The organism is Kitasatospora sp. NPDC004745, from assembly GCF_042873275.1.
Classification (GTDB): domain Bacteria; phylum Actinomycetota; class Actinomycetes; order Streptomycetales; family Streptomycetaceae; genus Kitasatospora.
The window spans coordinates 176294-202959 of sequence record NZ_JBIALK010000009.1; the positions used below are offsets into that span (position 1 = coordinate 176294).

The window sequence follows — 26666 nt, forward strand, 5'->3', positions numbered from 1 at the left end:
CGACCGGCAATTCCCGTTTCCGGGAATTCCCGGTCAGCCCGCGATCGCGTCCTCGGGGCGGATCGGCAGCCGGCCGACCGGCAGGCCGGTGGCGGCGCGGACGGCCGCCGCGACGGCCGCCGGGGCCACCACCGCGGGCACCGCGCTGACCGCCTTCGCGCCGAAGGTCGCCACCACGTCCCGCTCCTCCAGCAGGGCGGCGATCCGCACCTCCGGGGTGTCCAGGGCGGTGGGCAGCCGGTAGCCGGTGAGCGAGGGGTTCTGCAGCACCCCGCCCTCGGTGCGCAGGTCCTCCAGCAGCGCCAGGCCGACGCCCTGTGCCACCCCGGCCTCGATCCGGTCCTCGATCTGCCGCGGGTTCAGCGCCCGGCCGACGTCCTGCGCGACCGTCATCTCGACCACCCGGACGGCGCCCAGCTCGATGTCCACGTCCACCACCGCGCGCATCGCGCAGAAGGCGATGGAGACGAAGGCGTCGCCCTGCCCGTTCTCGTCCAGCGGCTCGGTCGGGTGCGGGCGGCACTGCGCGGTGGCCCACAGCTCCTTGCCCTCCAGCGCCTCGGCGACCGGCATGCCGAGCACCCCGTCGTACGAGGTGATCTTGCCGTCGGCGATCTGCAGCAGCTCCGCGGACATCCCGAAGTTGGCGGCGATCGGCTGCAGCAGCTGGTGGCGGACCATCAGCGCGGCGCGCTCCACCGCGCCGCCGGAGACCCAGGTGTGCCGGCCCCGGGCGGACGGCCCTGCGATCGACTGGTCGCTGTCGGCCGGCGCGATGTAGACCTCGCTGACGCCCAGCACGCTCTGCACGATCTGCCGCGCCAGGGTGGCGAAGCCCTGCCCGGAGTCGACGGCCGCGCAGATCACCGTGGCGTGGTCACCGCTGACCCGCACCGTGGCGGTGGAGACCTCGTCCTCGCCCTCGGCCCCGAGCATGTGCACCATGCCGACCGCGTAGCCGATCCCGCGCCGCACCGCGGCCGGGTCGCCGGCGCCGCCGGGCCCGCCCGGCAGCAGCCACTCGGCGTCCGGGTCGTCCACCGGCAGGGCCGGCAGCGGCTCGGCCGCGACGGCCTCCAGCAACGCGCCCACCGGCGCGGGGCAGGTGACGGCCTGCCCGGTGGGCATCGGGTCCCCGGTGGACATCGCGTTGCGGCGGCGGATCTCCACCGGGTCCACGCCGATCCGGGCGGCCAGCTGGTCCAGCTGCGACTCGTGGGCGAAGCAGGCCTGCAGCGCGCCCTCGCCGCGCATCCGCCCGGCCGGCGGGTTGTTGGTGCGCACCGCCCAGGCGTCCACGAAGACGTTCGGGCAGACGTACGGGCCGACCGAGAAGGCCGTGGCGGCCGCCAGCGCCTCGGCGGAGACGTCCGCGTACGCGCCGCCGTCCAGCAGGATCTGCGCCTCGACCTTGACCAGCCGGCCCTCGGCGTCGGCGTGGTGGCGGTAGCGCAGCAGCGCGGGGTGGCGCGAGGTGTGGGTGTGGAAGGACTCCTCGCGGGTGAGGGTCATCTTCACCGGGCGGCCGGTGCGCAGCGCCAGCAGCGCCAGGGTGACCTGGAACGAGAGGTCCTCGCGGTCGGTGGTGGCGCCGGGCACCCCGGTGACCACCAGCCGGACCCGGTCGGGCTCCAGGCCCAGGCAGGCCGCGGTGCGGTCGCGGTCGCCGTGCGGGTCGGTGGAGGACAGGTGCAGCTCGACGCCGCCGTCCGGGCGCGGCACGGCGAGCCCGGCCTCGGCGCCGAGCGGCGCCGGGTCCTGCCGGCCGACCTGGTAGAGGCCCTCGACGATGACCTCGCCGGCCGCCTCCGGGTCCCCGGTGCGCAGCGGCAGGTGGCGGAACAGGTTGCCGTCCGGGTGCAGCGGCGGGGCGGTGAAGGCCTGCTCGGGGTCGGTGACGGCCTCCAGCGGCTCGTAGTCGACCGTGATCAGACCGACCGCGAGCCGGGCGGTGTCCGGGTGGTCGGCCGCCACCGCGGCGATCGGCTCGCCGTGGTGGCGCACCACGCCCGCGGCCAGCACCGGCCGGTCGGCGAGGATCGGGCCGGCCGGGGCGCCGTCCGGGGTGCCGTCCGGGCCGGGCGGCAGGTCGGCGGCGGTGACCACGGCGTGCACGCCGGGCAGCGCCAGCGCGGCCGAGGTGTCGATGCCGCGGATCCTGGCGTGCGGGTGCGGCGAGCGCAGCACGGCGCCCCAGAGCAGCCCCTCGGCCCAGAGGTCGGCCGCGTACGGGAAGATGCCGAGCGCCTTGGGCAGCGCGTCGCTGCGCAGCGGTGAGCTGCCCAGGCCGAACGGCTCCGGTGCGCCGCCCTCGCCGCCGTCCTGCTGGAGTGCTGCGCCGATGTCGGTAGGCGACGTCATGATGCGTGGTCGTCCTCGGGGAGCCGGATGCCGTGGGCGGGGGTGGCGCCGTACGGGACGCCGGCCTGGGCGCCGTCGTCGGCCGGGGCGCCGTGCGGGGGCGCGGGGACGTACGGGGTGCCGTGCGGCGGCGTGCCGTCGAAGGCGGCGCCGGGCAGCGGCGTGCCGTGCGCGGGGGTGGGCTGGTAGACCGGGGCGTCGTACCCGGTGTCGTAGCCGTTCTGCTGCGGGTAGCCGTCCGCGGGGTAGCCGCCGTCCGGGTAGACGCCGTGGACGGGCGTCCCGTGCGCGGGGGTGGTCTGGTACGGCTGCTCGGGGTAGCCCTGCTGCGGGTAGTACACCTGGTCGTCGGCGGCCTGGGAGGGGATGCCCTGGACCGGCGTCAGGACGGCGGTGTCGTACACGCCGGTGTCGTAGCCGCCCTGGCCGTCGCCGTACGGCCCGCCCCCGGCCGGGGCCTCCTCGACGGGCGGCTGCGGGACGTGCTCGATCCACGCGTCGGCGTCGGTGTAGACCGGCGGGTCGGCGACCGGCTCGGGTTCGGCGACCGGCGCCGGGGCGGCCGTCCCGTCGGCGGGCTGGTCGGCGAGCGCCGCCTCCTCCGCCTCCTCGGCCTCCAGGGCGCGCGCGTCGGCGATGCTCTGGACGGCGGCCAGCACGCCCCGGTAGCCGGTGCAGCGGCAGAGGTTGCCGCAGAGCGCCTGCCGGGCCTCGACCTCGGTGGGCCGGTGGTTGCGCTGGAGCAGGTCGTGGACCGCCATCGCCATGCCCGGGGTGCAGTAGCCGCACTGCACCGCGCCGGACTCGGCCAGCGCCTGCTGGACGTCGCTGGCGCCGCCGGCGGCCGACAGGCCCTCGACGGTGTTGATCTCGCTGTCCGCGGCCAGTGCGGCGGGCACCAGGCAGCCGGCCACCAGCTGGCCGTCCACCTGCACCGAGCAGGCCCCGCACTCGCCCTGTTCGCAGCCGTCCTTGGCGCCGGCCAGGCCGAGCCGCTCGCGCAGCACGTAGAGCAGGCTCTCACCGATCCAGGCGTCGGTGACGGGCCGTTCGAAACCGTTGACCCGCAACGTGTAGGAGGCGCACGGGCGCAGCTCGCGGCTGACCTGCGGGGTGAGGCCGAGCGGGTCGGCGTCGAGGGTCTCGATGGGGTCTGTGCTCACTTCAGCGCCCTTCCCAGTGCCCGTCGGGCCAGCACCGATACGGTACGCCGTAGCCGAACGGCGGCCGCGCTCGGCCCCTCGGTCACGGCCTCCCAGGCGCCCTCGGCGCCGTAGGTGTCGGGGACGCAGGCGGCGGCCACGTACTCGCCGAAGGCGGCGGTGGCGGCCGGGTCGATCTCCCGGCTGCCGTCCCAGTCGATGCAGCCGGCGACCCAGGCCTCGGCCTCCAGCGGGCGCAGCGGCACCGGGGCGACGGCGCCGACCGCGCAGCGCACGGCGCGCCGGGCCGGGTCGAGCACGAGGGCGACGGAGGCGGTGGCGCGGGCCGGGCCGCTGCGGCCGGTGGCCTTGAGGAAGACCTGCGGCGCGTGCAGCAGCGGGACCCGCACCCAGGTGAGCAGTTCGCCGGGGCGCACCGGGTCGAGCCCGGTGAGCAGGTGGCTGACCGGCACCTCGCGGCTGCCGCCGGCCCGGGCCAGGGTGACGCTGGCCTCCAGGGCGGCGAGCACCGGGAGGGTGTCGCCGGCCGGGGCGGCGGTGACGATGTTGCCGCCGAGGGTGCCGACGTTGCGGACCTGCGGCGGGCCGGCGGTGCGGGCGGCGTCGGCGAGCGCGGGGATGAGCGCGGCGAAGTCGGGGCGGTCCATCCGGGCGTGGGTGAGTCCGGCGCCGAGGACCGCGGTGCCGCCGTCCTCGTAGCGCCAGCCGCGCAGTTCGGTGATCCGGCCGAGCCCGACCAGGGCGGCGGGGCGCAGCCGTCCGGCGTTGACGGCCTCCATCAGGTCGGTGGCTCCGGCCACCGGTACCGCGGCCGGGGCGGCGGCCAGCGCGTCGACGGCCTCGTCGAGGGAGGCCGGCAGCATGATCGTCCGGTTCACCTGGGTCCCACCGTGCTCCACTTGCTCATCGATCGCCTGCCGCCCGCGGCCTTCGGCCGTGGTGTCCGCGTCAGCAGCCCGGCCTGGCCCGTAGGGTACGGGCGATCGGGCCGGGTTGGGCAACTCTGGCACACAATGCTCGATGATCATTTCGGGACGGGTGAACGGGACTGCCCGATTGGGACGGATACCGGGCGGTATCTGCCCCGGCCCGGATCGAGCCAGGGCAGATGTTCATCTTTTCTTGACGTCAGATGACCACTCAGAAGTTCCCGAAGCGGCACCGCGGGATCCCCGGACCCCGACGTCGGCGGGATCACCGCACCGGCGGCGGGCCCTCGATCGGGCGGCCGGCCACCCCGGGCCGGCGCTGCCAGGGGTGCGGGCCCTCGACCGGGCGGTACTCCACGCCGAGCGCGTCCAGCACCCGCAGGTGCCCCCGCAGGCGGCGCTCGAAGCCCGCGTAGTCGCGCTCCGCGGGCACCGCCGGCAGGTCCGACCAGGCGACCTCGGCGAAGGCCACCAGCCGGGGGAAGGCCCGGTAGTCGACGTCCCGGGCGCTGTCCGCGAACTCGCTCCACAGGTTGGCCTGGGTGCCGATCACCCGCCGGGCGGCGGTCTCGTCCAGCTGCTCCGGCACCGGCTCGAAGCGGTAGACGTCCTCCAGCGTCCGCACGAAGCCCACCGGGATCGGCTCGTCCGGCCCGTCCGCCTGCCGGTGGTCGAGGTAGACGTGCTGCTCGGGGCACATCACCACGTCGTGCCCGGCCCGCGCGGCGGCGATCCCCCCGCCGAAGCCGCGCCAGGAGGAGACGGCGGTGCCCGGCGCCAGACCGCCCTCCAGGATCTCGTCCCAGCCGATCAGCCGGCGCCCGCGCTCCGCCAGCCAGCGGTCGAAGTGCCGGATCACGTGGCTCTGCAGCTCGTCCTCGTTGGCCAGGCCGAGCTCGCGGATCCGGGCCTGGGCGGCGGCGCTGTCCTTCCACTGCTCCTTGGGGCACTCGTCGCCGCCGAGGTGGACGAACTCGGACGGGAAGAGCTCCAGGACCTCCTCCAGCACCCCCTCGAAGAAGCGCAGGGTCGCCTCGGAGGCGTTGAGCACGTTGTGGCTGACGCCCCAGTCCGTCCAAACGCCGAGCGCGGCGGTGTCCACCACGTCGGTGTTGCCCAGCTCGGGGTAGGCGGCGACGGCGGCCTGGGTGTGGCCGGGCAGGTCGATCTCCGGGACGACGGTGACCCCGCGCGCGGCCGCGTAGGCGACGATCTCGCGCAGGTCGTCCTGGGTGTAGTAGCCGCCGTGCGGGCGGTCGTCGCGCCGACCGGCGGAGCGGTAGCCGACCATCGAGCGCTCCCGCCAGGCTCCGCGCGCGGTCAGCGCCGGGTAGCGCTTGATCTCGACCCGCCAGCCCTGGTCGTCGGTCAGGTGCAGGTGCAGCACGTTGAGCTTGTGCGCGGCCAGCAGGTCGACGAAGCGCAGCACGTCCGCCTTGGGGAGGAAGTGCCGGGCGACGTCGAGCAGCGCGCCGCGCCAGCCGAACCGCGGGGCGTCCGCGATGTCCGCGCCGGGCAGCACCCAGCCGCTGCGGCGCAGCGGGGAGCGGCGGTACGCGTCCGGGCCGAGCAGCTGGCGCAGCGTCTGCGCGCCCCACAGCGCGCCGGCCGGCCCGCCCGCGGCGACCAGGGCGTGGCCGGGGCGCACCGCGATCCGGTACGCCTCCGGGCCCAGCGCGTCGTCCTGGACCAGCTCGATCCCCGCACCCGGACGGCCGGGGCCGAGCGGCAGCCCGGTGGCGGCGCCCAGCGCGCCGCGCAGCCAGCGCTCGGCGTCGGCCAGGACGGGCGGCGCGGTCAGCGTGGTGGCGTCGTCGAGGGGGAAGTCCCCGTCCGGGCGGCGGACGGCACTCGAGGGTGCGGGGATGAGGTCCATCCCGACATCCTGCCCCCGCCCCGGACGACTGGCATAGACCAATCCGGAAACGCGGCACCATGCAAAACGGCACCGTGCAGAACGACGCCGTGCGGAACGGCCGCGCACGACGGCGCGGACCGGGTACCGCGCGCGGCACCCCCGCGGACGGTCCGCACGCCGCGGCGTCACCCGGGGCGACGCCGCGCGGACCGGCCGGTCCTACTTGTCGTCGTCGCCGCCCTGCGGCTTGCCGATGCCGTCGTAGATCTCCTTGCACATCGGGCAGACCGGGTACTTCTTCGGGTCGCGCCCGGGCACCCACACCTTGCCGCACAGCGCCACCACGGGCGACCCGGAGAGCGCGCTCTCCATGATCTTGTCCTTCTGGACGTAGTGGGCGAAGCGCTCGTGGTCGCCGTCCCCGTTGGACACCTGCGGGACGGGCTCGACCAGGGTTCCGGTGCCGAGGCCGCGCTCGGGCTCAAGAGTGCTCATAGGTGCCAAGTCTATGGGCGGCCCGGGAAACCGGGCCAGTGTCGTGCCGCCGGGGCCCCCGGTTCAGTTCAGCGTCGGGTCGTCCGGGTACGTCGCGAGCAGTGCGAGCGGCCCGCGTTGGCGGCGCAGCACCGAGCGCCAGAGCCGCTCCGGCTCGGGGCTGGAGACGTCCCCCGGCTCGCAGTCCACCAGGTACCAGGCGCCGCTCTCCAGCTCCGCCTCCAGCTGGCCGGGCGACCAGCCGGCGTACCCGGCGAAGATCCGCAGGCTGCCCAGCTCCCCGGCCAGCACCTCGGGCGGCGCCTCCAGGTCCACCAGGCCGATCGCCCCGTGCACCCGCCGCCAGCCGAGCGGCTCGCCGGTGCCCGGGTCGCCCGGCGCCACCGCGAGGCCGAGCGCCGAGTCCAGCGCCACCGGGCCGCCCTGGAAGACCACGGCGGGCCGGCCGACCAGCCGCCCCCAGCCGTCCAGCACGCTGCCGACCTCGACCGGCGTCGGCCGGTTGAGGACCACGCCGAGCGCCCCCTCGGCGTCGTGGTCGAGGAGCAGCACCACCGCCCGGGCGAAGTTCGGGTCGGTGAGCACGGGCGTCGCGACGAGCAGACGGCCGGTGTGGGACCGGCCTGCGTGCGAATGGGCCGCCGTCATGCCACACATGATCCCGCAGAACGGCGCCGTCGGGGCACCGCAACGCTCGAAACCCCGACACGCCGGACGAACACCCGTACGGACGCACCGGCGGGCGGCCCGGCACCCGGAGAGAGCACCATCACGGGAGAGGCTCACGGGAACCATCGGGACGCCCACTACCATCTACGGATGGTGGACGCCCTTACACGGTGCCGACTCGGTTTCGCCGGGGGCCCGAGCGCGCCCGTACCATCCGGTCCACCGACGGCTCCCACCGGAGCCTTCCCCACTCCTCTGGCACCCCGGATTGCGAGAACGATGACCGACGACGTCCTGCTGGTCCACGGCGGAAACCCGCTCGAAGGCGAGATCCGCGTCCGCGGCGCGAAGAACCTGGTCCCCAAGGCCATGGTCGCCGCCCTGCTCGGCCAGGGCCCCAGCAGACTGCGGAACGTCCCGGACATCCGCGACGTCAAGGTGGTCCGCGGCCTGCTCCAGCTGCACGGGGTCACCGTGCGGACCGGCGACGAGGACGGCGAGCTGATCCTCGACCCCTCCCACGTCGAGAGTGCGAACGTCGCCGACATCGACGCGCACGCCGGCTCCTCGCGGATCCCGATCCTGTTCTGCGGCCCGCTCCTGCACCGCCTGGGCCACGCCTTCATCCCGGGCCTCGGCGGCTGCGACATCGGCGGCCGCCCGGTCGACTTCCACTTCGAGGTGCTGCGCCAGTTCGGCGCCACCATCGAGAAGCACCCGCAGGGCACCTACCTGGTCGCCCCGCAGCGGCTGCGCGGCACCAAGATCGAGCTGCCCTACCCCTCGGTCGGCGCGACCGAGCAGGTGCTGCTCACCGCCGTCCTCGCCGAGGGCGTCACCGAGCTGCGCAACGCGGCCATCGAGCCGGAGATCGTCGACCTGATCTGCGTCCTGCAGAAGATGGGCTCGATCATCACGCTGGGCACCGACCGGACGATCCTGATCACCGGTGTGGACGAGCTGAACGGCTACAACCACCGCGCGCTGCCGGACCGCCTGGAGGCCGCCTCCTGGGCCTGCGCGGCGCTCGCCACCAAGGGCGACATCTACGTCCGCGGCGCCCGCCAGCTGGAGATGATGACCTTCCTCAACACCTTCCGGAAGGTCGGCGGCGCCTTCGAGGTGGACGACGAGGGCATCCGCTTCTGGCACCCGGGCGGCGAACTCAAGGCGATCGCCCTGGAGACCGACGTGCACCCGGGCTTCCAGACCGACTGGCAGCAGCCGCTGGTGGTCGCGCTGACCCAGGCCACCGGCCTGTCCATCGTCCACGAGACGGTCTACGAGTCCCGGCTGGGCTTCACCGGCGCGCTGAACCAGATGGGCGCGCACATCCAGCTGTACCGCGAGTGCCTGGGCGGCACCCCGTGCCGCTTCGGCGCGCGCAACTTCCTGCACTCGGCGGTCGTCTCCGGCCCGTCCAAGCTGATGGGCTCCGAGCTGGTCATCCCCGACCTGCGCGGCGGCTTCTCGTACCTGATCGCGGCGCTGGCGGCCGAGGGCACCTCGACCGTGCACGGCATCGACCTGATCAACCGCGGCTACGAGAACTTCATGGACAAGCTGCGGGACCTGGGCGCCCACGTCGAGCTGCCGGCCGAGCAGCTGGTCGACGCCTGACCGGTCCGGTGGAACGGCGAGAGGCCGGGCTCCCCGCGGGGAGCCCGGCCTCTCGGGCGTTCAAGGGGTGGTTCAGGCGCCCTTGGCGGCTTCCTTCAGCTTGGAGCCGGCGCTCACCTTGGCGCTGTAGCCGGCCGCGATCTGGATCGGCTCGCCGGTCTGCGGGTTGCGGGCGGTGCGGGCAGCGCGGTGGGTGCGCTCGAAGGTCAGGAAACCGGGAATGGTGACCTTCTCGTCGCCCTTGGCGACGACCTCGCCGACGATCTCGGCGAAGGCGGCCAGAACGGCGTCGGCGTCCTTGCGGGTCACCTCGGCGCGCTCGGACAGCGCGGCCACCAGCTCACTGCGGTTCATGTGTACTCCTGTGGTCTGTTCGCTTGCGGTGTGCGGGGGCCCATCGGTGCTCCCACCGGGGGGCACCCGGATGGGCCGCAGGTCCGCACACTGTGCTCATGCAGGCAATGCGTGGTCGCAGGCCGGGTCCGTACCCGATGCCGCGCGTCGGTGCCGTAGAAGGCCCGTCCGCCTGCCTGGATACGAATCCTGCCCCGACCGGCCCCGAGAAAGCCAATCGGGCCCCGGCCGAGCCACCCGAACAACGCCCGCCCGTTGGAGGTGTGACGCTCCGTCGGCTCCGGCGGACCGGGCGCGGGCGGCGGTCGGGACGACACGCCGGAAGACCAGGGGGACGTTCCGTACTTGTCGGACACGCCTGCCCCGTGCAGGGCTACCGTACGCCCTGGGACTGACAAGCCCAAACACGCCCCTCGCCCTTGTGTCGCAAGGGTTCGGGGCGGGCTTGGGCGGGTATGGCCGCGATTCGGACATTTGACCGATCCGCGACACGTCGGCGGACTCGCCGGTCAGAGCTTGACGGTGGGGAAGGAGGAGGTGTCGAGGGTGCCGACGATGCCGGGGGTCGGACGGGACTCCTCCGGGCGCTCCTGGGCGCCCGCCAGCGCCGCCTCGCGCACCGCCGAGGCCACCGTCTTGGCGACGTCCTTGTGGAACACGCTGGGGATGATGTAGTTGGCGTTCAGCTCGTCGTCGGCCACGGTGGTGGCCAGCGCCCGGGCGGCGGCGATCATCATCTCGGTGTTGACGGTGCGGCTCTGGGCGTCCAGCAGGCCGCGGAAGACACCCGGGAAGACCAGCACGTTGTTGATCTGGTTCGGGAAGTCGCTGCGGCCGGTGGCGACCACGGCGGCGGTCTGCCGGGCGATCGCCGGGTCGACCTCCGGGTCGGGGTTGGCCAGCGCGAAGACGATCGCGTCCTCGGCCATGGTGGCCAGGTCGTCGCCGTCCAGGACGTTCGGGGCCGAGACGCCGATGAAGACGTCCGCGCCCGCCACGGCCTCCTTGAGGCTGCCGGTGCGGCCCGAGCGGTTGGTGTGCTCGGCGATCCAGCGCAGGCTCTCGTTGAGGTCCTCCCGGCCCTGGTGGACCACGCCGCGGACGTCCGCCACGGTGGCGTGCTCGACGCCGGCGGCCAGCAGCAGCTTGAGGATCGCCGTCCCGGCGGCGCCGGCGCCCGACATCACCACCCGGATGTCGGCGATGTCCTTGCCGACCACCTTCAGGGCGTTGGTGAGGGCCGCGAGCACCACGATCGCGGTGCCGTGCTGGTCGTCGTGGAAGACCGGGATGTCGAGGGCCTCGCGCAGCCGGGCCTCGATCTCGAAGCAGCGCGGCGCGGAGATGTCCTCCAGGTTGATGCCCGCGAAGCCCGGGGCGATCGCCTTGACGATGGCGACGATCTCGTCGGTGTCCTGGGTGTCCAGGCAGATCGGCCAGGCGTCGATGCCGGCGAAGCGCTTGAACAGGGCCGCCTTGCCCTCCATGACCGGCAGCGCGGCGGCCGGGCCGATGTTGCCCAGGCCCAGCACCGCGGAGCCGTCGGTGACCACGGCGACGCTGTTGCGCTTGATGGTGAGGCGGCGGGCGTCCTCGGGGTTCTCGGCGATCGCCATGCAGACCCGGGCCACGCCCGGGGTGTAGATCATGCTGAGGTCGTCACGGTTGCGGATGGGCAGCTTGGACGACATCTCGATCTTGCCGCCGAGGTGCATCAGGAAGGTCCGGTCCGAGACCTTGCCGATCGACACGCCGTCGATGGCCCGGAGCTTCTCGACGATCTCCTCGCCGTGCGCGACGGACGAGGCCGCCACGGTGACGTCGATCCGCAGCGCCTCCAGGCCGGAGGCCGTCACGTCGAGGCCGGTCACCGAACCGCCGGAGGACTCCACGGCGGTGGTGATCGCGCTCACGGCGTTGCCCCGCGCCGGGACCTCCAGCCGCACCGTGATCGAGTTCGAGACACTGGGCACCGTCGCCATCGACGCTTCCTTCTTCCGTCCGTCGGCAGGTTCAACATTTTGTTGAAGGCATCGCCTGCCGCATGCTAGACCTCGATCGTCGCACCTTCCAAGGGGTAGCCAGAAATAACGTTCATTGAGTGTGCGGATCCGACAAGGGGGCGACGACTCCTTGCCTCTCCGGGCCGATGCGTTACATTGGACGGGACACCGGCTCGATCCAAGCCCCCGGGCCCAACCTTCGTCCCTTCGAGGGACCACTTGCCGCGAGGCGAGCATGGCGGGTCGGTGTCACTAGCGTCTGAAGGCCCCTCACCCGCGGGTGAGGGGCCTTCTGCGTGCCCGGACGCGCCCGGACCTGTCCGGCCGTCAGTCGTGCAGCAGCGCCGGCACGCCGGCCGCGTCCGGCAGGTCGTCCGGGCCGGACAGCACGGTCAGCCGCTGGGTCGCCCTGGTCAGCGCGACGTACAGCACCCGCAGGCCGGCCTCCGACTCGCCGGCGATGCCGGTCGGGTCGGCCACCACCGTGGCGTCGTACTCCAGGCCCTTCGCCTCCAGGCTGCCCAGCGCCACCACCCGCTCGCCCAGGCCCTCGGCCCAGCCGGCCGCCTCGGCCCGCCGGTCCATCGGCACCACGATCGCCACGGTGCCGTCCACCTCGGTCAGCAGCCGTTCCAGCTCGGCCCGGGCCCCCGCCCCGAAGGCCTCCGCCCCGGGGGCGGTGACGGCCGCGAAGCGCGGCTCCACGCCGACCCGGCGCACCGCGCTCGGCGACGGGGTGCCCGGCGCGGCCAGCGCCAGCACCTTGGCCGCGACCTCGGCGATCTCGGCCGGGTTGCGGTAGTTGACGGTCAGCGTGAAGCGCCGGCGCGGCTTCCCGGACAGCACCTCGTCCATCGCGGCCTGGGCCTCCTGCGGGAACGGCCAGGAGGACTGCGCCGGGTCCCCGACGATCGTCCAGGTCGCCATCCGGGACCGGCGGCCGATCATCCGCCACTGCATCGGGGTGAGGTCCTGCGCCTCGTCCACGATCACGTGCGCGTACTCGGTCCGCTCCACCGGCCCCTTCGCCCGCTGGCGGGAGCTGCGGTCCGCGAAGGTGGTGACCTCGTCCAGACCGCTCAGCAGGTCGACCGCGTCCACCTCGCGCACCTTCGGCCGGGCCGGCTCGCCGAGCAGCACCTGCAGCTCGTCGACCAGCGCGACGTCGTGGGCGGACAGCGCGCCCTCGCCCTTCGGCGACAGGTGGCGCCAGGAACCGGCCAGCAGCCGCGCCTCGTCCGGCGTGACGGCCCGACGGGCGATCCGGTTGGTGTGCCGGTGGTGTTTGAGCGTGCCGAGCACCCGGCGCGGGCTCAGGGCCGGCCACCAGGCGTCCAGGAAGTCCAGGAAGGACGCCTCGTCCGAGACGTACTCGTCGAAGGACTCCTTCTCCTCCTGGCGCTGCTCGCGGGCGTAGTGGTCGGCGGGCCTGGGCAGGTGCCGGGTGGCCTCCTGCCACAGGGCGTCCAGCAGCAGCCGGCGGGCGCGCGGGCGCAGCAGGTTCAGCGGGGTGCCGCCGGAGCCGATCACGTTGCCCCGCACGGCCTTGAGGCGGCCCGCGTCCAGCCTGAGCACCTCGCCCCGGGCGACCACCTTCAGCTCCTGCGGCGCGCCCAGCTCCAGCGCCGCCCTGGCGGCCCGGCGCAGCAGCTGCACCATCCGGGCCGAGCCCTTGACCCGGGCCGTCTCGGGGCTGTCGTAGGTGCCCGCCTCGATGCCGTCCACCAGCGAGCCGACCGCCCGGATGGCGACCTGGCCCTCCTCGCCGAGCGAGGGCAGTACGCCCTCGGTGTAGGAGACCAGCAGCGGGGTCGGCGAGACCACCAGGATGCCCCCGGCGTAGCGGCGGCGGTCCTGGTACAGCAGGTAGGCGGCCCGGTGCAGGGCCACCGCGGTCTTGCCGGTGCCGGGGCCGCCGGTGACGAGGGTGGCGCCGGCCGCGGCGGCGCGGATCACCTCGTCCTGCTCCTTCTGGATGGAGGAGACGATGTCGCGCATCGAGTGGCTGCGGGCGCGGCCGAGCGAGGCCATCAGGGCGCCGTCGCCGACCACGGCCAGCTCCTCACCGTCCAGGGTGGGCGTGAGGTCGGGGCGCAGCAGGTCGTCCTCGACGCCGATCACCCGGCGGCCCTTGGAGCGGATCACCCGGCGGCGGATCACCCGGCCGGGCTCGACCGGGGTGGCCCGGTAGAAGGGCGCGGCGGCGGGGGCCCGCCAGTCGATCACCAGCGGGCCGTACTCGGCGTCGAGGACGCCGAGGCGGCCGATGTGGAGGGTCTCGGCGACGGCCGGATCGGCCGGGTCGAGCGGGGTGTTCGACGGGATGCCGTGCTCCTCCGGGGCGTCCGCCCGCTGGAGGTCGATCCGGCCGAACAGGAAGTCCTCGAACTCGTTGTTGAGCCGTTGGAGGTGGGCACCGGCCCGGTAGACCTGGGCGTCGCGCTCGGCCAGCGCACCGGGGGTGCCGACCTGCACCCGCTTGGCGGCGTCCTCCAGGATGTACTCGGCCTCGGCGAGCTTCTCCTCCAGCCGGTGGTAGACGGTGTCCAGGTGCTGCTGCTCGCCGGCGATCTCGCGTTCGCGCACGGTCTCGTGGTCGGCGGCGGGGGTGGTGTCCGTGTTGCTCTGCATGGCCTCGGTGGTTGCGGCGGATATCCGGCTCCGGAAAACGAGCGGACGGATGATCCTACGCCCCGGCCGGTGCGGCGCGCCGCACCGGGACGGCGTCGGAGGCGCATCGGTTCGGACACGGCGGCCGGTGCGCGGACAGCGCGAAGGCCGCCCCCCGCTGAGCGGTGGACGGCCTTCACTGTGAACATGGGGTGGTGGAGATGCCGGGAATCGAACCCGGGTCCAGTGGAGTTAATTCAGGGCTTCTCCGAGCGCAGTCCGCTGTGCTTTTCTCGGCCCTGGCGGTCACACGGACGAGCCGCCAACAGGCCCAGCTGCTGTTTGATTTCCCATCCACCCCCGCAGCCCGGGCGGACGGTTGAGTTCCCTAGATTATGCCAGGGTCCGGGTCGGGAACCCCCCGGTCTGACACCCAAGCGCTATCGTTGCTTAATTAGGCAGCGAGAGCGAACTGCTGGGAATCGCGCTTAGAGTTGGCGATTATTTTTTTGCGACACGTGGTTAACGAGATCATTGCCGCGTTCCTCGGCTCGCTTCCCCTGTTTCAACATCCCCTGTCGAAACCGATCATCCCCATGTTTTGTTGAGAAACAGCCGGACGGTGACCGTCCGTGTTGCTGGCGCCATAGTACGCGAGGCGACGGGCGAGGGTCCAGCGGATTAACCCTGGCGGCGCCGGGCGGCCGCCACGGCACGCGCCGTCTCGCGGGTGTCCTGCTTCTCGCGCAGCGTCTGCCGCTTGTCGTACAGCTTCTTGCCGACCGCGAGCGCGAGTTCGAGCTTCACCCGGCCGTCCTTGAAGTACAGCGAGAGCGGGACCAGCGTGTGGCCCGCGTCGCGGACCTTGGTCTCGATCTTGCGGATCTCCAGCTTGTGCAGCAGCAGCTTGCGCTTGCGCCGGGCCGCGTGGTTGGTCCACGTCCCCTGGGTGTACTCGGGGATGAAGACGTTGTCGATCCAGGCCTCGTGGTTCTGGATGTACGCGTAGCCGTCGACCAGGTTGGCCCTCCCCTCGCGCAGTGACTTCACCTCGGTGCCGGTGAGCACGAGGCCGCACTCGTAGGTGTCGAGGATCGTGTACTCGTGTCGCGCCTTCTTGTTCTGCGCGATCAGCTTCTGTCCGGTTTCCTTTGCCATAGCGCGGCCATTCTCGCACTTCGGGCCGGGCGGGGCAGCCCCTTTAGCCGCGGGTCCCGGCCCTCAGGCGCGGGTTCCGAGCCCGGCCAGCACCCGCAGGGCGAGCGCGTCGGCGTCCTCGCCGGCGGTCGCCGGGACGTCCGGGGCGAGGCCGGTGCCCTCCGGGGAGCGGCCGGCCGGGGTGTAGTAGCGGCCCACGGTCAGCTCCAGGACGGCGCCGTCGGCGAGCCGGCTGGGCTGCTGGACGGTGCCCTTGCCGAAGGTCCGGGAGCCCACCACCACGGCGCGGCTGCGGTCCTGGAGGGCGCCGGTGAGCAGCTCGGCGGCGCTCATCGTGCCGCCGTCGACCAGCACCACCAGCGGGGTGCGCTGGTCGCCGCCGGGCGGGGCGGTCAACTCCCTCGTCCCGCCGCGCTCCTGGTACGAGCCGACCGGGCCGCCGTCCAGGAAGATCCCGGCGGTGCCGGCGGCCTCCTCGACCAACCCGCCCGAGTTGCCGCGCAGATCGAGCACCACGCCGGTGTGCGGGACGCGCAGGGCGGCGCGCACCTGGTCCGTCACTCCGCTGGTGAAGGCCCGGACGGCGATCCGCAGCACGCCCTTGTCCAGGTGCTCGGCGGTGACCTGCCGGCTGTCCAGCAGGGCCCTGCGCAGCTGCAGTTCGCGGATCTCGCCGGTGCCGCGCTGCACGGCGAGGGTGACCTCGCTGCCGGCCTTGCGCTCGCCGTCCCGGCCGCGCAGCCGGGCCACCACCTCGGTGACCGGCAGCCGGTCGGCCTGGTCCTGGTCGATCCGCAGCAGCCGGTCCCCGGCGGCGATCCCGGCGGTGGCGGCGGGCCCCCCGGGGGCGACCTGGGAGACGGCGGTGACGCCGTCCTCACCGCGGCCCACGGAGAGGCCGACGCCGAGGTAGCGGCCGTCCAGGCCCTGGGTGAACTCGGCGTACTCCTGGGCGCTGTAGTAGGCGCCCCAGCGGTCGCCGTTGGCCCCGAGCAGGTGCTCGGCCTGCTGCTCGGACAGTGCGGACCCGGCCGGGTCCGCGGGCGGGCCCGCGGCGGCGGCCGCCACCGGGGCGGTGTCGGCGGACGAGCGGCGCACCGGGTCGGCGGGGTCGCCCCAGGCGCCGGAGGCGGCCCCGGCCAGCAGCACGACGCCGAACACCAGGCTGAGGGTGGCCACCTGACGTGCCCTGCGCGGAGTTTCCAGCATGGCACCGGAGTGTAGACACGCGTCGGCCGCGCCGGGCCGGAACGACCGACGGCGGAACGGCGGCGGCCCCGGACGGCGCAGTGCCGTCCGGGGCCGCCGGGGCCCTCGGGGTCAGACCTTGAGGTACTTGCGGAGCGTGAAGAACGCCGCCACACCGGCCATGCCCATACCGACCACGACCAGCAGCGGTATCACCGCGAGCACCGAGCCGAGGCCGATGAAGTGGATGAACTGCACCCGGTCGGCCAGCCAGCCCTGGACGAAGAAGTGCCCGCCGACCAGCAGTCCGGAGGCCATCACCGCGCCGAGCAGCGCGGAGAACGCGGCCTCGGCGATGAACGGCATCTGGACGTAGAAGTTCGAGGCACCGACCAGGCGCATGATGCCGGTCTCGCGCCGCCTGCTGTACGCCGAGACCCGGACGGTGTTCACGATCAGCAGCAGGGCGACGAACAGCATCAGCACCATGATCACGAAGGCCGCCGTCTGCAGGCCGTTGAGCAGGCCGAACAGGTTCTCCAGGATCTTCCGCTGGTCCTCGACCGACTTGACGCCGGGCTTGCCCGCGAAGGCGCTCTGGATGACGTCGTACTTGGTCGGGTCGTTGAGCTTGACCCGCCAGGACTGCGGCATGGCGTCCGGGCCCAGGACGGAGATGAGCGGGTTGTCCGGGTTCATCTCCTTCCAGTGCTTGTACGCCTCGGCCGAGCTCTCGAACGTCGAGGACTGGACGACCGAGTCCATCTTGTCCAGCTGGGCCTTGATGTCCTGCACCTGCTGGTCGGTCGCCGCACCCTTGTCGCACTGGGGCGAGTTGCGGGCGTCCGACTTGGTGCAGAAGTAGATGCTCACCTCGACCTTGTCGTACCAGTACCCCTTCATGGAGTTCACCTGGTCGCGGACCAGGAGCGAGGAACCGGCGAGGGCGAGGGAGAGCGCGACGCTGACCACGACCGCGATGGTCATCGTCAGGTTGCGGCGGAGACCCACACCGATCTCCGACAGGACGAACTGGGCACGCATGCGGGAAACACTCCAGGGTCGGTACTGCTGGTCTGGCGACGCGGGCGGACGGGCCCACGGGTTCAGCGCCGGTCGGTCAGTGCTGGTACCCGTAGACGCCGCGGGCCTGGTCGCGGACGAGCAGCCCCTTGTCGAGCTCGATGACGCGCTTGCGCATCTGGTCGACGATGGCCTGGTCGTGGGTCGCCATGAGCACCGTGGTCCCGGTGCGGTTGATGCGGTCGAGCAGCTTCATGATGCCGACCGAGTTCTGCGGGTCGAGGTTGCCGGTGGGCTCGTCCGCGATCAGCAGCATCGGGCGGTTCACGAAGGCGCGGGCGATCGCGACGCGCTGCTGCTCACCACCGGAGAGCTCGCCCGGCATGCGGTCCTCCTTGCCGCCGAGGCCGACCAGCTCCAGCACCTCGGGCACCACCTTGTTGATGGCGCTCTTGGGCTTGCCGATCACCTCCAGCGCGAAGGCGACGTTCTGCGCGACCGTCTTGTTCGGCAGCAGGCGGAAGTCCTGGAACACGGTGCCCAGCTGGCGGCGCATGTGCGGCACCTTCCAGTTGGACAGCTTGCCGAGGTCCTTGCCCAGCACGTGCACCTCGCCCGTGGAGGGGCGCTCCTCGCGCAGGCACAGGCGCAGGAAGGTGGACTTGCCCGAGCCGGACGAGCCGACCAGGAAGACGAACTCGCCCTTCTCGATCTCCAGCGAGACGTTGTCCAGGGCGGGACGGTTCTGCTTGGGATAGGTCTTGGAGACGTTGTCGAATCTGATCACGGCTGCATCACGGAGGCCATCCTAGGCGGCGCCAGTCCTCGGTCGGTCCACCCCGGGCGCCCGGCCCGGGGGCGGGCGGAGGGGGCGGACAGGGCCGCTCCCGGTCTGGGACCATACGCGAAGCGGCGGCGGGCTCGCAGTGCCTGGACGGGACAGCACCCGGAATCTGGGGGACAATGTCCGGTTATGCCCCGAAAATTGCGAGGCATCTCACAGCCCGGGAGCCGGAACGGGCAGAACCTGGCAGAGTGGAGGTGGCGGCCGCGACCGGCCGCTCCCCCGCACAGGGCAAGAAGAGGAACCAAAGCCCGGTCCGGTGCGTTGGCTGTAGCAGCGAGGAGGAGATCGCATGACCTGCGACCATCTGGTGTGCGCCAACTGCAACGGCCGCGTGAGCGACGGGCGTTGCCCGGTCTGCCGCGCCAACCGGGCCCGGCTGCAGGAGCAGCAGGGGCCCTTCGCCGCGCTCTCCCCCGCGATGCTGCTGGCCCTGCTGGCCGGTCTGCTCGCGGTGGCGCTGATCGCGCGGCAGGCGCTGGCCTGATCCCGAACGGGACGACGAGGAGACGACGAAAGGGCCCCCGACCTCGGTCGGGGGCCCTTTCGTCACTGCCTCGCGCGGTTACTCCGCGGCGGTCTCGCGCTGCTTGCGCCACCGGATGCCGGCCTCGATGAAGCCGTCGATGTCGCCGTCCAGCACGGCCTGCGGGTTGCCGGCCTCGAACGCCGTCCGGACGTCCTTGACCATCTGGTACGGGTGCAGCACGTAGGAGCGCATCTGGTTGCCCCAGGAGCTGCCGCTGTCCTTGAGCGCGTCCATCGCCGCCTTCTCCTCCTGGCGGCGCCGCTCGAGCAGCTTGGCCTGGAGGACGTTCATCGCGGACGCCTTGTTCTGGATCTGCGAGCGCTCGTTCTGGCAGGACACCACGATGCCGGTCGGCAGGTGCGTGATGCGCACCGCCGAGTCGGTGGTGTTGACGCCCTGGCCGCCGGGGCCGGACGCGCGGTAGACGTCCACCCGCAGCTCGCCCTCGTCGATGTCGACGTGGTCGGACTGCTCGACGACCGGGAGCACCTCGACACCCGCGAAGGAGGTCTGCCGGCGGCCCTGGTTGTCGAACGGCGAGATGCGGACCAGGCGGTGGGTGCCCTGCTCGACGGAGAGCGTGCCGTACGCGTACGGCGCCTTCACGGTGAAGGTCGCCGACTTGATGCCGGCCTCCTCGGCGTACGAGGTGTCGTACACCTCGGTCGGGTACCCGTGCCGCTCGGCCCAGCGCAGGTACATGCGCATCAGCTGCTCGGCGAAGTCGGCGGCGTCCACGCCACCGGCCTCGGCACGGATGTTGATCAGCGCCTCGCGGGCGTCGTACTCGCCGGACAGGAGGGTGCGGACCTCCAGCTCCTCGACGGCCTTCTGGAGCGCGACGAGCTCGGCCTCGGCCTCGGTGCGGGTGTCCGCGTCGTCCTCGGCCTCGGCGAGCTCGAACAGCACGCCCAGGTCGTCGACCCGGCTGCGCAGGCCCTCGACCCGGCGCAGTTCGCCCTGGAGGAAGGAGAGCCGGCTGGTCACCTTCTGCGCGGACGCGACGTCGTCCCACAGGTTGGGGGCCGCCGCCTCCTCCTCCAGGACCGCGATGTCGGCCCGGATCTTGTCCAGGTCGAGGACGGCCTCGATCGACCCCAGGGTCGTCTCGAGGTTCTTGAGCTCTTCGGAAGGATCGACGGCTGCCACGCCCCCAGCGTAATGGTTCCGGGGGTGGTCATGACGACACCGGGGTCCTCCGGCCCTCCCGCACCGGCCCCGGCAGCCGCTACGGCGCCCGCGGAGCCGTGCTGTGCACCGCCGGAAGGGCCGGGCGGGGGGCGCCCGGGCCGGTGTCGGCGAAGGCCGTCCAGGCCGCCGCGGCGCCCGCCAGCAGCAGCACGGTGGCCAGCAGCACGGCCAGCATCCGGCGGCGGCGCAGCAGCGCCTGCCGGTCCCGGCGCTGCCCGGCGCCCGGGGCGGTGCGCTGGGCGCGGGACTCGGCGGCGTACGCGGCCAGTTCGTCCGCGGACGGGCGGCGCAGGCTGGTGTGGGTGTCCCGGGTCGAGTCGGGGGCGGTGCCGGGCACCAGCGGGACGGCCGGGCCGCGGCGGCGCTTGTGGGTGCCCGGGCCGGCGTCCACCTCGGCGTAGACGGCCTCGCCCGGCGTGAGCGCCTCCTCGGCCGGGGCCCGGCCCTGGGAGGGCACCGCCAGCACCGGCAGGCCGGCCAGCGAGGGCAGCTGCTCGCGCAGCCGGGCGGCCAGCTCGGCGGCGCGCAGCCGCGAGGCCGGGGCCTTGGCCAGGCACTCGGAGATGATCCGCCACAGGCCGTCCGGCAGGCCGGGGATCGGCGGCACCTGTTCGGTGACGTGCCGGCGCAGCACCGCGCCGGTGTGCCCGCCGCCGAAGGGGGTGGATCCGGCCAGCAGCTCGTAGAGCACGGTGGCGAGGGCGTAGATGTCGACGGCGGCGCGCGGTTCCAGGCCCTCGATGATCTCGGGCGCCAGGTAGTCGGGGGTGCCGATGATCCGGGTGGCCCGGGTGCGGCGGGGGGCGTCGACCAGGCGGGCGACGCCGAAGTCGGTGAGCTTGGCGCGCGGGGCGGCGCCCGGACCGGGGGCGGCGGCGAGGTCGAGCAGCACGTTCTCGGGCTTGACGTCGCGGTGGACGATGCCGGCCGCGTGCGCGGCGGCCAGGCCGTCGGCGACGTCCGCGATGATCGAGGCGGCGGTCTGCGGGGGCAGGGCGCCGTCGCGCTCGAGCCGGGAGCGCAGGTCGGTGCCCTGGACCAGTTCCATCACCAGGGCGAGGTCGCTGCCGTCCACGACCATGTCGCGCACGCCGACCACCCGGGGGTGGTCGAGGCTGGTCAGCGCGGCGCGCTCCTGGACGAAGCGGCCGACCAGCACCTGGTCGGCGGCCAGGTCCTCGCGCAGCAGCTTGACCGCGACCGGGCCGTCGGGCCCCTCACCGAGCCAGACCGTCCCGGCCGAACCCCGGCCGATGACCTGGTGGACGGTGTACCGGCTGCCGATCTTGCGTGCCAATGCTGCTCCGTGGGCGGCGCGGGAGCGCTCCGGGGGGCCCGGTGCGCTCGGTGGGGCGGGACAACAGCGACCAACCTACGCGCCCCGACCCCCCGTGCGGGCCGCCTGAGGGCCCCGGACGGGCAGTCCCGGGCGAGAAATCTCGAAAATTGTCGACAAAGCGTCAATCCTGCCGTCCGGGCGCGGTGTCGCGTCCGGACGGCCCCGCGGGACGGAACCGTCCCGGCGTCAGTTCTTCGAGCTGCCGAACAGCGCGTCCGCCCAGTCCCGCACCGTGGTGAACCAGCTCTGGACGTTGTCCCAGTAGTGCGGCAGCGGCGTGAAGTTCCACAGCGCCAGCCCGGCCACGAACAGCACCAGCAGCACCACCAGGCAGCCCTTGAGGCAGCCGAGCCCCGGGATGTACATCCGGTTGCGGCTGCGCGGGCGCCGCTCGCGCGGCGGGGCGGGCTCGCGGCGGGGCTGCTCGCGCGGCTCCTCGCGGCGCTGCGGGGGCTCCCGGTGCTGCGGCGCCGGCGGCTCGGCCCGGCGCGGCACCGGGGCCGGCGGGGGCGGCGGTGGGTAGCCGCCCTGCGGCTGCGACTGGCCGTACCCGGCCGGGGCCTGCCGGTAGCCGCCGGGCGGCTGCGGGCGGCCGCCCTGCTGCGACGGGCCGCCGTAACCGCCCTGGCCTCCGTAGCCCCCCTGGCCGCCCTGACCACCCTGTCCGGCCTGGTACGGCGGCGGGGCCACCGGCGGGCGCTGGGCGTACCCGGGCGGCGGGGCCTGGTGCCGCGGGTCCTGCCGGTAGCCGGCCGGCGGCTGCGGCTGGTAGCCCTGGCCCGGCCGGCCGCCCTGTCCGGCCTGGAACGGCGGCGGGGCGACCTGCGGGTCCTCGAAGTCCTCCGGGCCGAAGTAGCCGACCTGGGTCTGCTGGTTGCGGTCCCGGGCCGCCTGCAGCTGGGTCTGCCAGGGGTGCGGCGCCTCCTCCTTCGGCGCACCGGGCGGGGGCGGCGGCACGGCCGTGGGCGGCATCACCTGGGTGCGGTCGGCGGCCCCGTACGGCGGCGCGGCCGGCGGCTGGGTGCTCATCACCCGGGTCGCCGCGGCCGGGTCGTAGTGCGAACCGCCCTGGCCCGCCGGCGGCGCCTCCGGGAAGGGCGGCGCCAGGTCCGGGACGACCGGGGCGCTGCCGGGGACGGCGGCCGGCCGCGGGTCGGGCACCAGCAGCGCGCCGACCGCGAGCGCCTCGTCCACCGCGGCCGGCGAGGCGTGCACCCCGACCCCGGCCGCCACCACGCGCAGCGCGCGGGCCAGCGAGGTGGCGCCCGGGCGCTGCGCCGGGTCCTTGCGCAGGCAGCGCTCGATGACCGTCCACAGCGGCTCGGGCATGGTGCTGGGCCGCTGCGGCTCCTGCGCCAGGTGGGCCTGCAGGACGGCGAGCGCGCCGTCGCCCTGGAACGGCTGCCGACCGGTGACCAGCTCGTACAGCATGATCCCGGCGCCGTAGACGTCCACCGCCGAGGTCTGCGGCCGGCCCTCGGCGGACTCCGGGGCGACGTAGGCGGGGGTGCCGACGAACTCGTGGGTGCGGGTGATGCCCGGGGAGTCGGCGAGCCGGGCGATGCCGAAGTCGGTGAGCATCGGGTGCATCTGCTCGGTGCCCTCGACCAGCAGCGAGGAGAGCAGGACGTTGGCCGGCTTGAGGTCGCGGTGGACGATCCCGTCCGCGTGGCTGGCCGCCAGCGCGTCCGCGACCTGGGCCATCAGCAGGGCGCCGGCGATCGGGCTGAACGGGCCGTTGGCGCGCAGGTACCGGGCCAGGTCGGGGCCGTCGACGAGGTCCATCACCAGGGCCAGCAGCTCGCCCTCGACGACCAGGTCGCGGACCCGGACGATGTTGGGGTGGGTCAGCCGCAGCAGCAGCGAGCGCTCGCGCAGGAAGCGCATCACGACGTCCGGGTCGGCCGCCAGCTCCTCGCGCAGTACCTTGATGGCCACCAGCTGCCCCGGCTCGCTGCCCGGCACCTGGACGTCGGGGCGCACCCGGCCGCGCCAGACCGTGCCGGTGGCACCCCGTCCGAGGGTCTCCTCAAGCAGATACTTGCTGCCGACTGGCCGCACCTGTCGCACTCCTCGCCGTGCCGCCCGCGCGGGGCGCTCCTCCGCCGGTGCGGTGAGCCTGCCGGGCCCGTGTCTGCGGCCACTCTAACCGTGTCCGTTCGGGTTTCAGAGGCAACCGGCAGGCCATCCAGGAGGTGGTGGGGGACATCCCCTAGGGGACCGTCCGGAGCCGGTCGGCGGGCCCGTCGACGGGGTCGTCCCGGCACCGGTTGACCTGACCCTCCGTCGCCTCCACCATGGCGGTGATCGCAAGATCGTCAAATCCGGTACCGTGCGCGGACTGTCCGTGACGGATGGCAGGATGGACACTCGCCACTCGTGTGGCCCAAAGGGTCGCCGCGACCGCCCCGCGCGTCCGCGACGCCACCGGACGGGCTCCACACCAGCAGAAGGGACCCGCGGGCGAGATGCAGATCCGGCTGACCGTCCTCCGACCGCGCAGCGGCCCGACCGCCGCCGGCTCCGCCATCCCCTACGTGGACGTGCTGGTCACCGCGCCCGTCGGCACCGCGCTCGGCGCCCTCGCGGGCGCGCTCGCGGGCGCCGTCGGCGTGCGCGGGCCCCGGGCCGCCACCCATGTGCACCTGTACGCCGGGGCGCACCGGGTGGACGAGCACACCCTGCTCGGCCACCCCCCGCTGCTCGACGGCGCCGTCCTCAGCCTCAACGAGCCCGACCCCACCGCCGACGAGCCCGACGACACCCCCGCCGTCGCCGAACTGCGCGTCGTCGGCGGCCCGGACGCCGGCGGCGTGCACCGGCTGCACGGCCGCGAGATCCGGATCGGCCGCTCCGGCGAGGCCGACGTCCCGCTCGACGACCCCGACGTCTCCCGGCTGCACCTGGCCCTGCACCTCGCCGACGACGGCCGGATCACCGTCCGGGACCTCGGCTCCACCAACGGCACCACCCTGGACGGCCGGATCGTGCCGCCCGGCGGCACCGAGGAGGCCGTCCCGCTGGAGCCCGGCGGCCTGCTGCGGATCGGCGAGTCCACCCTGCAGGTGACCACCCCCGACCGCACCGACGCCCCCGGCAGCGGCCGCGCCGCCGTGCCCGACGGCCACGGCCACCTCCAGCTCGCCGCCCCCGGCCCGGCCCGGCCCGCGCCGCCCCCGGCCGAGCCGCCCGCCGCCCCCGAACCCACCCCGGGCCGCGGCCGCGGCCTGCTCTCGCTGCGGCTCGGCCGCACCGCCGAACCGCCCGGCCAGGAGAGCGCCGAACGCCACCACACCGCCGTCCGGCTCCGCCAGGCCGCCGCCCAGCGCGAGCGCTGGCCGGACCTCGCCACCCTGCTGCTCAACGCCGTCGGCCCCGGCCCGCGGCTCTGGGAGCGCGGCCCCGGCCACCCCGACGCGCTCACCCTGCGCCTGGGCACCGCCGACCGCCCCCTCCCCCCGGCCGGGGGCGGCCCCACCGGCGGCCCCGGCACCGCGCCCGGCGCGACACTGCCCGCCGTCCCGGTCACCCTCGACCTGCAGACCGCCGGCAGCCTCGGGCTCAGCGGCCCCCGAGCGCGCCTCGACGCGCTCACCCGCGCCGTCGTCGCCCAGCTCGTCGCCCTGCACCCGCCCACCGGCCTCAGCCTCGTCGTCGTCGACGCCGACCCGGCGCGCACCCCCGAGGAACGCGCCGACACCTGGGCCTGGGCCCTGTGGCTGCCGCACCTGCGGCCGGCGGACGGCCAGGACTGCCGCCTGCTGCTCGGCCTCGACGACGAGCAGGCGACGGCCCGGCTCGACGAACTCACCGCCCGGCTCAACGGCCCGATCGGCCTCGGCGGCCACCCCGCCACCGTCGTCGTGGTCGACGGCCGCCCGGCCACCGAGCACGCCCGGCAGGCGGTCGACCTGCTGCTGCGCCAGGGCCCGGCCGTCGGCATCTTCCCGGTCTGCCTCGCGGAACAGCCCGAACTGCTCCCCCGCGGCCTCGGCGCCACCGCCCTCGTCACCGGAGAGGTCGGCACCCACCTCTCGCTGGACCGTCCGGTCGCCCGCGGCCGGGAGACCCTGCACGAGGTCTCGCTGGACGCCGTCTCCGACGCCTGGGCCGAGCGGCTCGCCCGCCTGCTCGCCCCGCTGCGGGAGGCCGTCCCGGCCGCCCGCGGACCGCTGCCCGACGCGCTGCGACTGCTCGACCTGCTCCAGCTCGACACCGTCACCCCGGCCAAGCTCTCCGCCCGCTGGGCCGCGCACGCCGGCGGCATCGGCGCGGCCACCGCGCTGCTCGGCACCACCCGGGACGAGCTCTGCACCCTCGACCTGGCCGACCCGGAACTCGCCCTGCCCTCCCCCGACCCGGGCGGCCCGCACCTGCTGATCGGCGGCGCCCGCGGCTCCGGCAAGACCGAACTGCTGCGCACCCTGGTCGCCTCGCTCGCCGTCTCCGAACGCCCGGAGCGCCTCGCCGTCACCCTCATCGAGGGCCGGGCCACCGAGGACGGCCTGGACGGCTGCACCGAGCTGCCGCACGTCACCGGCCGGGTCAACGCCGCCACCGACCCGCGGGCCGCACTGCTCGCCGCAGAGGCCCTGGAGGACGAACTCGCCCTGCGCGAGCGACTGTTCGACGGCCTCGACTTCGCCTCCTGGCACGCCGCCCGGATCCTGGACGGCCGGCCGGACCTCGCCGCGGGCGTGGACGCCGTCCCGGTGCCCGCCACCGTCGGCGCCCCCGCCCCGGCCCCGCCGCGCATCGTCCAGCCGCGCAGCCCCGACGGCCCGCGGCCCGCGACCGCCCCCTCGGGTGCCGTCCCCGCCCGGCTGGTCGTCGTCGTCGACGACTACGAGGCCCTGCTCTCCCCCACCTCGCCGGCGGGCCGCCCGCTGGCCCGGGCCCTCGCCGCCGTCGCCCGCCGCGGCGGCCCGCTCGGCGTCCACCTCGCGGTGGCCACCGGCCGGCCGGAGGAGAGCGCCGGCACCGAGGTCGACGAGGCGGCCCTGCTCCGGATCGCCCTGCGCACCGAGGACCCGGCCGACTCCGACCTGCTGATCCACCTCGGCGACGCCGCCGGCCTCCCCGAGGACACCCCGGGCCGCGGCTACCTGCGCCTCCCGGACGGCGGCGTCACCGCCTTCCAGACCGCCCGGATCAGCGGCCGCATCCCGCGCACCGCCACGCTGCGGCCCACCGTCGTCGCCATCGACCCGCTGCAGCTCGGTGCCCCGCCGGCCCGCCGCCCGGTCCGCGAGCTCGGCAACGGCCCCACCGACCTCGCACTGCTGGCCAGCGCCCTCCAGCGCGCCGCCGCCCGCTAGGGGGTTCCGGGCCG

At 74.3% G+C, this 26666-nt stretch carries 19 protein-coding genes and 1 other RNA gene; 3 read left to right on the forward strand and 17 right to left on the reverse strand.

Annotation, left to right across the window (positions count from 1 at the left end; genetic code table 11):
- Nucleotides 1-33: 33 nt before the first annotated feature.
- The 6 genes from ACFYUY_RS18035 to ACFYUY_RS18060 all read right to left on the reverse strand — a co-directional run bounded on the left by ACFYUY_RS18035 (nt 34) and on the right by ACFYUY_RS18060 (nt 7463).
- Complete coding sequence (locus ACFYUY_RS18035; protein WP_360218241.1) at nt 34-2361, reverse strand: xanthine dehydrogenase family protein molybdopterin-binding subunit; 2328 nt, start codon at nt 2359-2361, stop codon at nt 34-36.
- The gene (locus tag ACFYUY_RS18040) at nt 2358-3524 is read right to left on the reverse strand and encodes a 2Fe-2S iron-sulfur cluster-binding protein (protein WP_387901537.1); all 1167 of its coding nucleotides are present in this window, start codon (nt 3522-3524) and stop codon (nt 2358-2360) included. Before ACFYUY_RS18040 ends, ACFYUY_RS18035 begins: the two co-directional genes overlap by 4 nt.
- Nucleotides 3521-4387 (reverse strand): FAD binding domain-containing protein, encoded by an 867-nt coding sequence (locus ACFYUY_RS18045; protein ID WP_360218259.1) that lies wholly within the window; start codon nt 4385-4387, stop codon nt 3521-3523. The genes ACFYUY_RS18040 and ACFYUY_RS18045 overlap by 4 nt, the downstream gene beginning before the upstream one ends.
- A 331-nt stretch (nt 4388-4718) precedes the next feature.
- On the reverse strand, nt 4719-6329 hold the full coding sequence (locus tag ACFYUY_RS18050) for a beta-N-acetylhexosaminidase (RefSeq protein ID WP_387901540.1): 1611 nt from the start codon (nt 6327-6329) through the stop codon (nt 4719-4721).
- A gap of 201 nt (nt 6330-6530) precedes the next feature.
- On the reverse strand, nt 6531-6806 hold the full coding sequence (locus ACFYUY_RS18055; RefSeq protein WP_329929182.1) for a DUF3039 domain-containing protein: 276 nt from the start codon (nt 6804-6806) through the stop codon (nt 6531-6533).
- Nucleotides 6807-6869: 63 nt separating this feature from the next.
- Nucleotides 6870-7463 (reverse strand): YqgE/AlgH family protein, encoded by a 594-nt coding sequence (locus tag ACFYUY_RS18060; protein ID WP_387901541.1) that lies wholly within the window; start codon nt 7461-7463, stop codon nt 6870-6872.
- A 291-nt stretch (nt 7464-7754) separates the two neighbouring features.
- On the opposite strand from ACFYUY_RS18060, the gene murA reads away from it, so the two are divergent.
- Nucleotides 7755-9095, forward strand: a complete 1341-nt coding sequence (gene murA / locus ACFYUY_RS18065; protein WP_360218250.1) for a UDP-N-acetylglucosamine 1-carboxyvinyltransferase — start codon at nt 7755-7757, stop codon at nt 9093-9095.
- A 72-nt stretch (nt 9096-9167) separates the two neighbouring features.
- Here murA and ACFYUY_RS18070 read toward each other — a convergent pair whose 3' ends face one another.
- From ACFYUY_RS18070 to ftsE, 8 genes are all read right to left on the reverse strand, one after another.
- Nucleotides 9168-9449, reverse strand: a complete 282-nt coding sequence (locus ACFYUY_RS18070; protein ID WP_030059737.1) for an HU family DNA-binding protein — start codon at nt 9447-9449, stop codon at nt 9168-9170.
- A 509-nt stretch (nt 9450-9958) separates the two neighbouring features.
- Nucleotides 9959-11431 carry an NAD-dependent malic enzyme gene (locus ACFYUY_RS18075; RefSeq protein WP_360218055.1) on the reverse strand — a complete coding sequence of 491 codons (1473 nt, stop codon included), beginning with the start codon at nt 11429-11431 and terminating at the stop codon, nt 9959-9961.
- A 348-nt stretch (nt 11432-11779) separates the two neighbouring features.
- Complete coding sequence (locus tag ACFYUY_RS18080) at nt 11780-14083, reverse strand: HelD family protein (RefSeq protein WP_387901545.1); 2304 nt, start codon at nt 14081-14083, stop codon at nt 11780-11782.
- Nucleotides 14084-14275: 192 nt separating this feature from the next.
- Nucleotides 14276-14658: a transfer-messenger RNA gene (gene ssrA, locus ACFYUY_RS18085) on the reverse strand.
- Nucleotides 14659-14743: 85 nt separating this feature from the next.
- Nucleotides 14744-15220 (reverse strand): SsrA-binding protein SmpB, encoded by a 477-nt coding sequence (gene smpB, locus ACFYUY_RS18090; protein WP_045695776.1) that lies wholly within the window; start codon nt 15218-15220, stop codon nt 14744-14746.
- A 63-nt stretch (nt 15221-15283) separates the two neighbouring features.
- A complete protein-coding gene (locus ACFYUY_RS18095) occupies nt 15284-16429 on the reverse strand; it encodes a S41 family peptidase (protein ID WP_387901548.1) in 1146 nt (381 codons plus the stop codon).
- 111 nt (nt 16430-16540) lie between these two features.
- A complete protein-coding gene (ftsX, locus tag ACFYUY_RS18100; protein WP_360218064.1) occupies nt 16541-17452 on the reverse strand; it encodes a permease-like cell division protein FtsX in 912 nt (303 codons plus the stop codon).
- Nucleotides 17453-17528: 76 nt separating this feature from the next.
- Nucleotides 17529-18218: a cell division ATP-binding protein FtsE gene (ftsE, locus tag ACFYUY_RS18105; protein WP_063349173.1), complete on the reverse strand. Its 690-nt coding sequence runs from the start codon at nt 18216-18218 to the stop codon at nt 17529-17531.
- Nucleotides 18219-18567: 349 nt separating this feature from the next.
- Between ftsE and ACFYUY_RS18110 the strand changes: the two genes are divergently transcribed.
- The gene (locus tag ACFYUY_RS18110; RefSeq protein ID WP_030059729.1) at nt 18568-18762 is read left to right on the forward strand and encodes a hypothetical protein; all 195 of its coding nucleotides are present in this window, start codon (nt 18568-18570) and stop codon (nt 18760-18762) included.
- Between the two features lie 78 nt (nt 18763-18840).
- Here ACFYUY_RS18110 and prfB read toward each other — a convergent pair whose 3' ends face one another.
- The 3 genes from prfB to ACFYUY_RS18125 all read right to left on the reverse strand — a co-directional run bounded on the left by prfB (nt 18841) and on the right by ACFYUY_RS18125 (nt 23395).
- Nucleotides 18841-19953, reverse strand: a complete 1113-nt coding sequence (gene prfB, locus ACFYUY_RS18115; protein WP_360218068.1) for a peptide chain release factor 2 — start codon at nt 19951-19953, stop codon at nt 18841-18843.
- Nucleotides 19954-20032: 79 nt separating this feature from the next.
- Nucleotides 20033-21292, reverse strand: coding sequence for a serine/threonine-protein kinase (locus ACFYUY_RS18120; RefSeq protein ID WP_387901552.1), 1260 nt, complete (start codon nt 21290-21292; stop codon nt 20033-20035).
- A 228-nt stretch (nt 21293-21520) separates the two neighbouring features.
- Complete coding sequence (locus tag ACFYUY_RS18125) at nt 21521-23395, reverse strand: serine/threonine-protein kinase (protein WP_387901555.1); 1875 nt, start codon at nt 23393-23395, stop codon at nt 21521-21523.
- A 407-nt stretch (nt 23396-23802) separates the two neighbouring features.
- Here ACFYUY_RS18125 and ACFYUY_RS18130 point away from each other — a divergent pair, with 407 nt between their 5' ends.
- Nucleotides 23803-26652, forward strand: coding sequence for an FtsK/SpoIIIE domain-containing protein (locus ACFYUY_RS18130; RefSeq protein ID WP_387901558.1), 2850 nt, complete (start codon nt 23803-23805; stop codon nt 26650-26652).
- Nucleotides 26653-26666: the final 14 nt, after the last annotated feature.

Excerpts from the sequence above, each read along its gene's own strand:
- ACFYUY_RS18080 (WP_387901545.1), bottom strand. The coding sequence starts at position 14,083 with ATGCAGAGCAACACGGACACCACCCCCGCCGCCGACCACGAGACCGTG.
- ACFYUY_RS18130 (WP_387901558.1), top strand. The coding sequence starts at position 23,803 with ATGCAGATCCGGCTGACCGTCCTCCGACCGCGCAGCGGCCCGACCGCC.
- murA (WP_360218250.1), top strand. The coding sequence starts at position 7,755 with ATGACCGACGACGTCCTGCTGGTCCACGGCGGAAACCCGCTCGAAGGC.
- ACFYUY_RS18045 (WP_360218259.1), bottom strand. The coding sequence starts at position 4,387 with ATGCTGCCGGCCTCCCTCGACGAGGCCGTCGACGCGCTGGCCGCCGCC.
- ACFYUY_RS18055 (WP_329929182.1), bottom strand. The coding sequence starts at position 6,806 with ATGAGCACTCTTGAGCCCGAGCGCGGCCTCGGCACCGGAACCCTGGTC.
- ACFYUY_RS18110 (WP_030059729.1), top strand. The coding sequence starts at position 18,568 with ATGACCTGCGACCATCTGGTGTGCGCCAACTGCAACGGCCGCGTGAGC.
- ACFYUY_RS18075 (WP_360218055.1), bottom strand. The coding sequence starts at position 11,431 with ATGGCGACGGTGCCCAGTGTCTCGAACTCGATCACGGTGCGGCTGGAG.
- ftsX (WP_360218064.1), bottom strand. The coding sequence starts at position 17,452 with ATGCGTGCCCAGTTCGTCCTGTCGGAGATCGGTGTGGGTCTCCGCCGC.
- ACFYUY_RS18060 (WP_387901541.1), bottom strand. The coding sequence starts at position 7,463 with ATGTGTGGCATGACGGCGGCCCATTCGCACGCAGGCCGGTCCCACACC.
- smpB (WP_045695776.1), bottom strand. The coding sequence starts at position 15,220 with ATGGCAAAGGAAACCGGACAGAAGCTGATCGCGCAGAACAAGAAGGCG.
- ACFYUY_RS18070 (WP_030059737.1), bottom strand. The coding sequence starts at position 9,449 with ATGAACCGCAGTGAGCTGGTGGCCGCGCTGTCCGAGCGCGCCGAGGTG.
- ACFYUY_RS18035 (WP_360218241.1), bottom strand. The coding sequence starts at position 2,361 with ATGACGTCGCCTACCGACATCGGCGCAGCACTCCAGCAGGACGGCGGC.
- ACFYUY_RS18050 (WP_387901540.1), bottom strand. The coding sequence starts at position 6,329 with ATGGACCTCATCCCCGCACCCTCGAGTGCCGTCCGCCGCCCGGACGGG.
- ACFYUY_RS18095 (WP_387901548.1), bottom strand. The coding sequence starts at position 16,429 with ATGCTGGAAACTCCGCGCAGGGCACGTCAGGTGGCCACCCTCAGCCTG.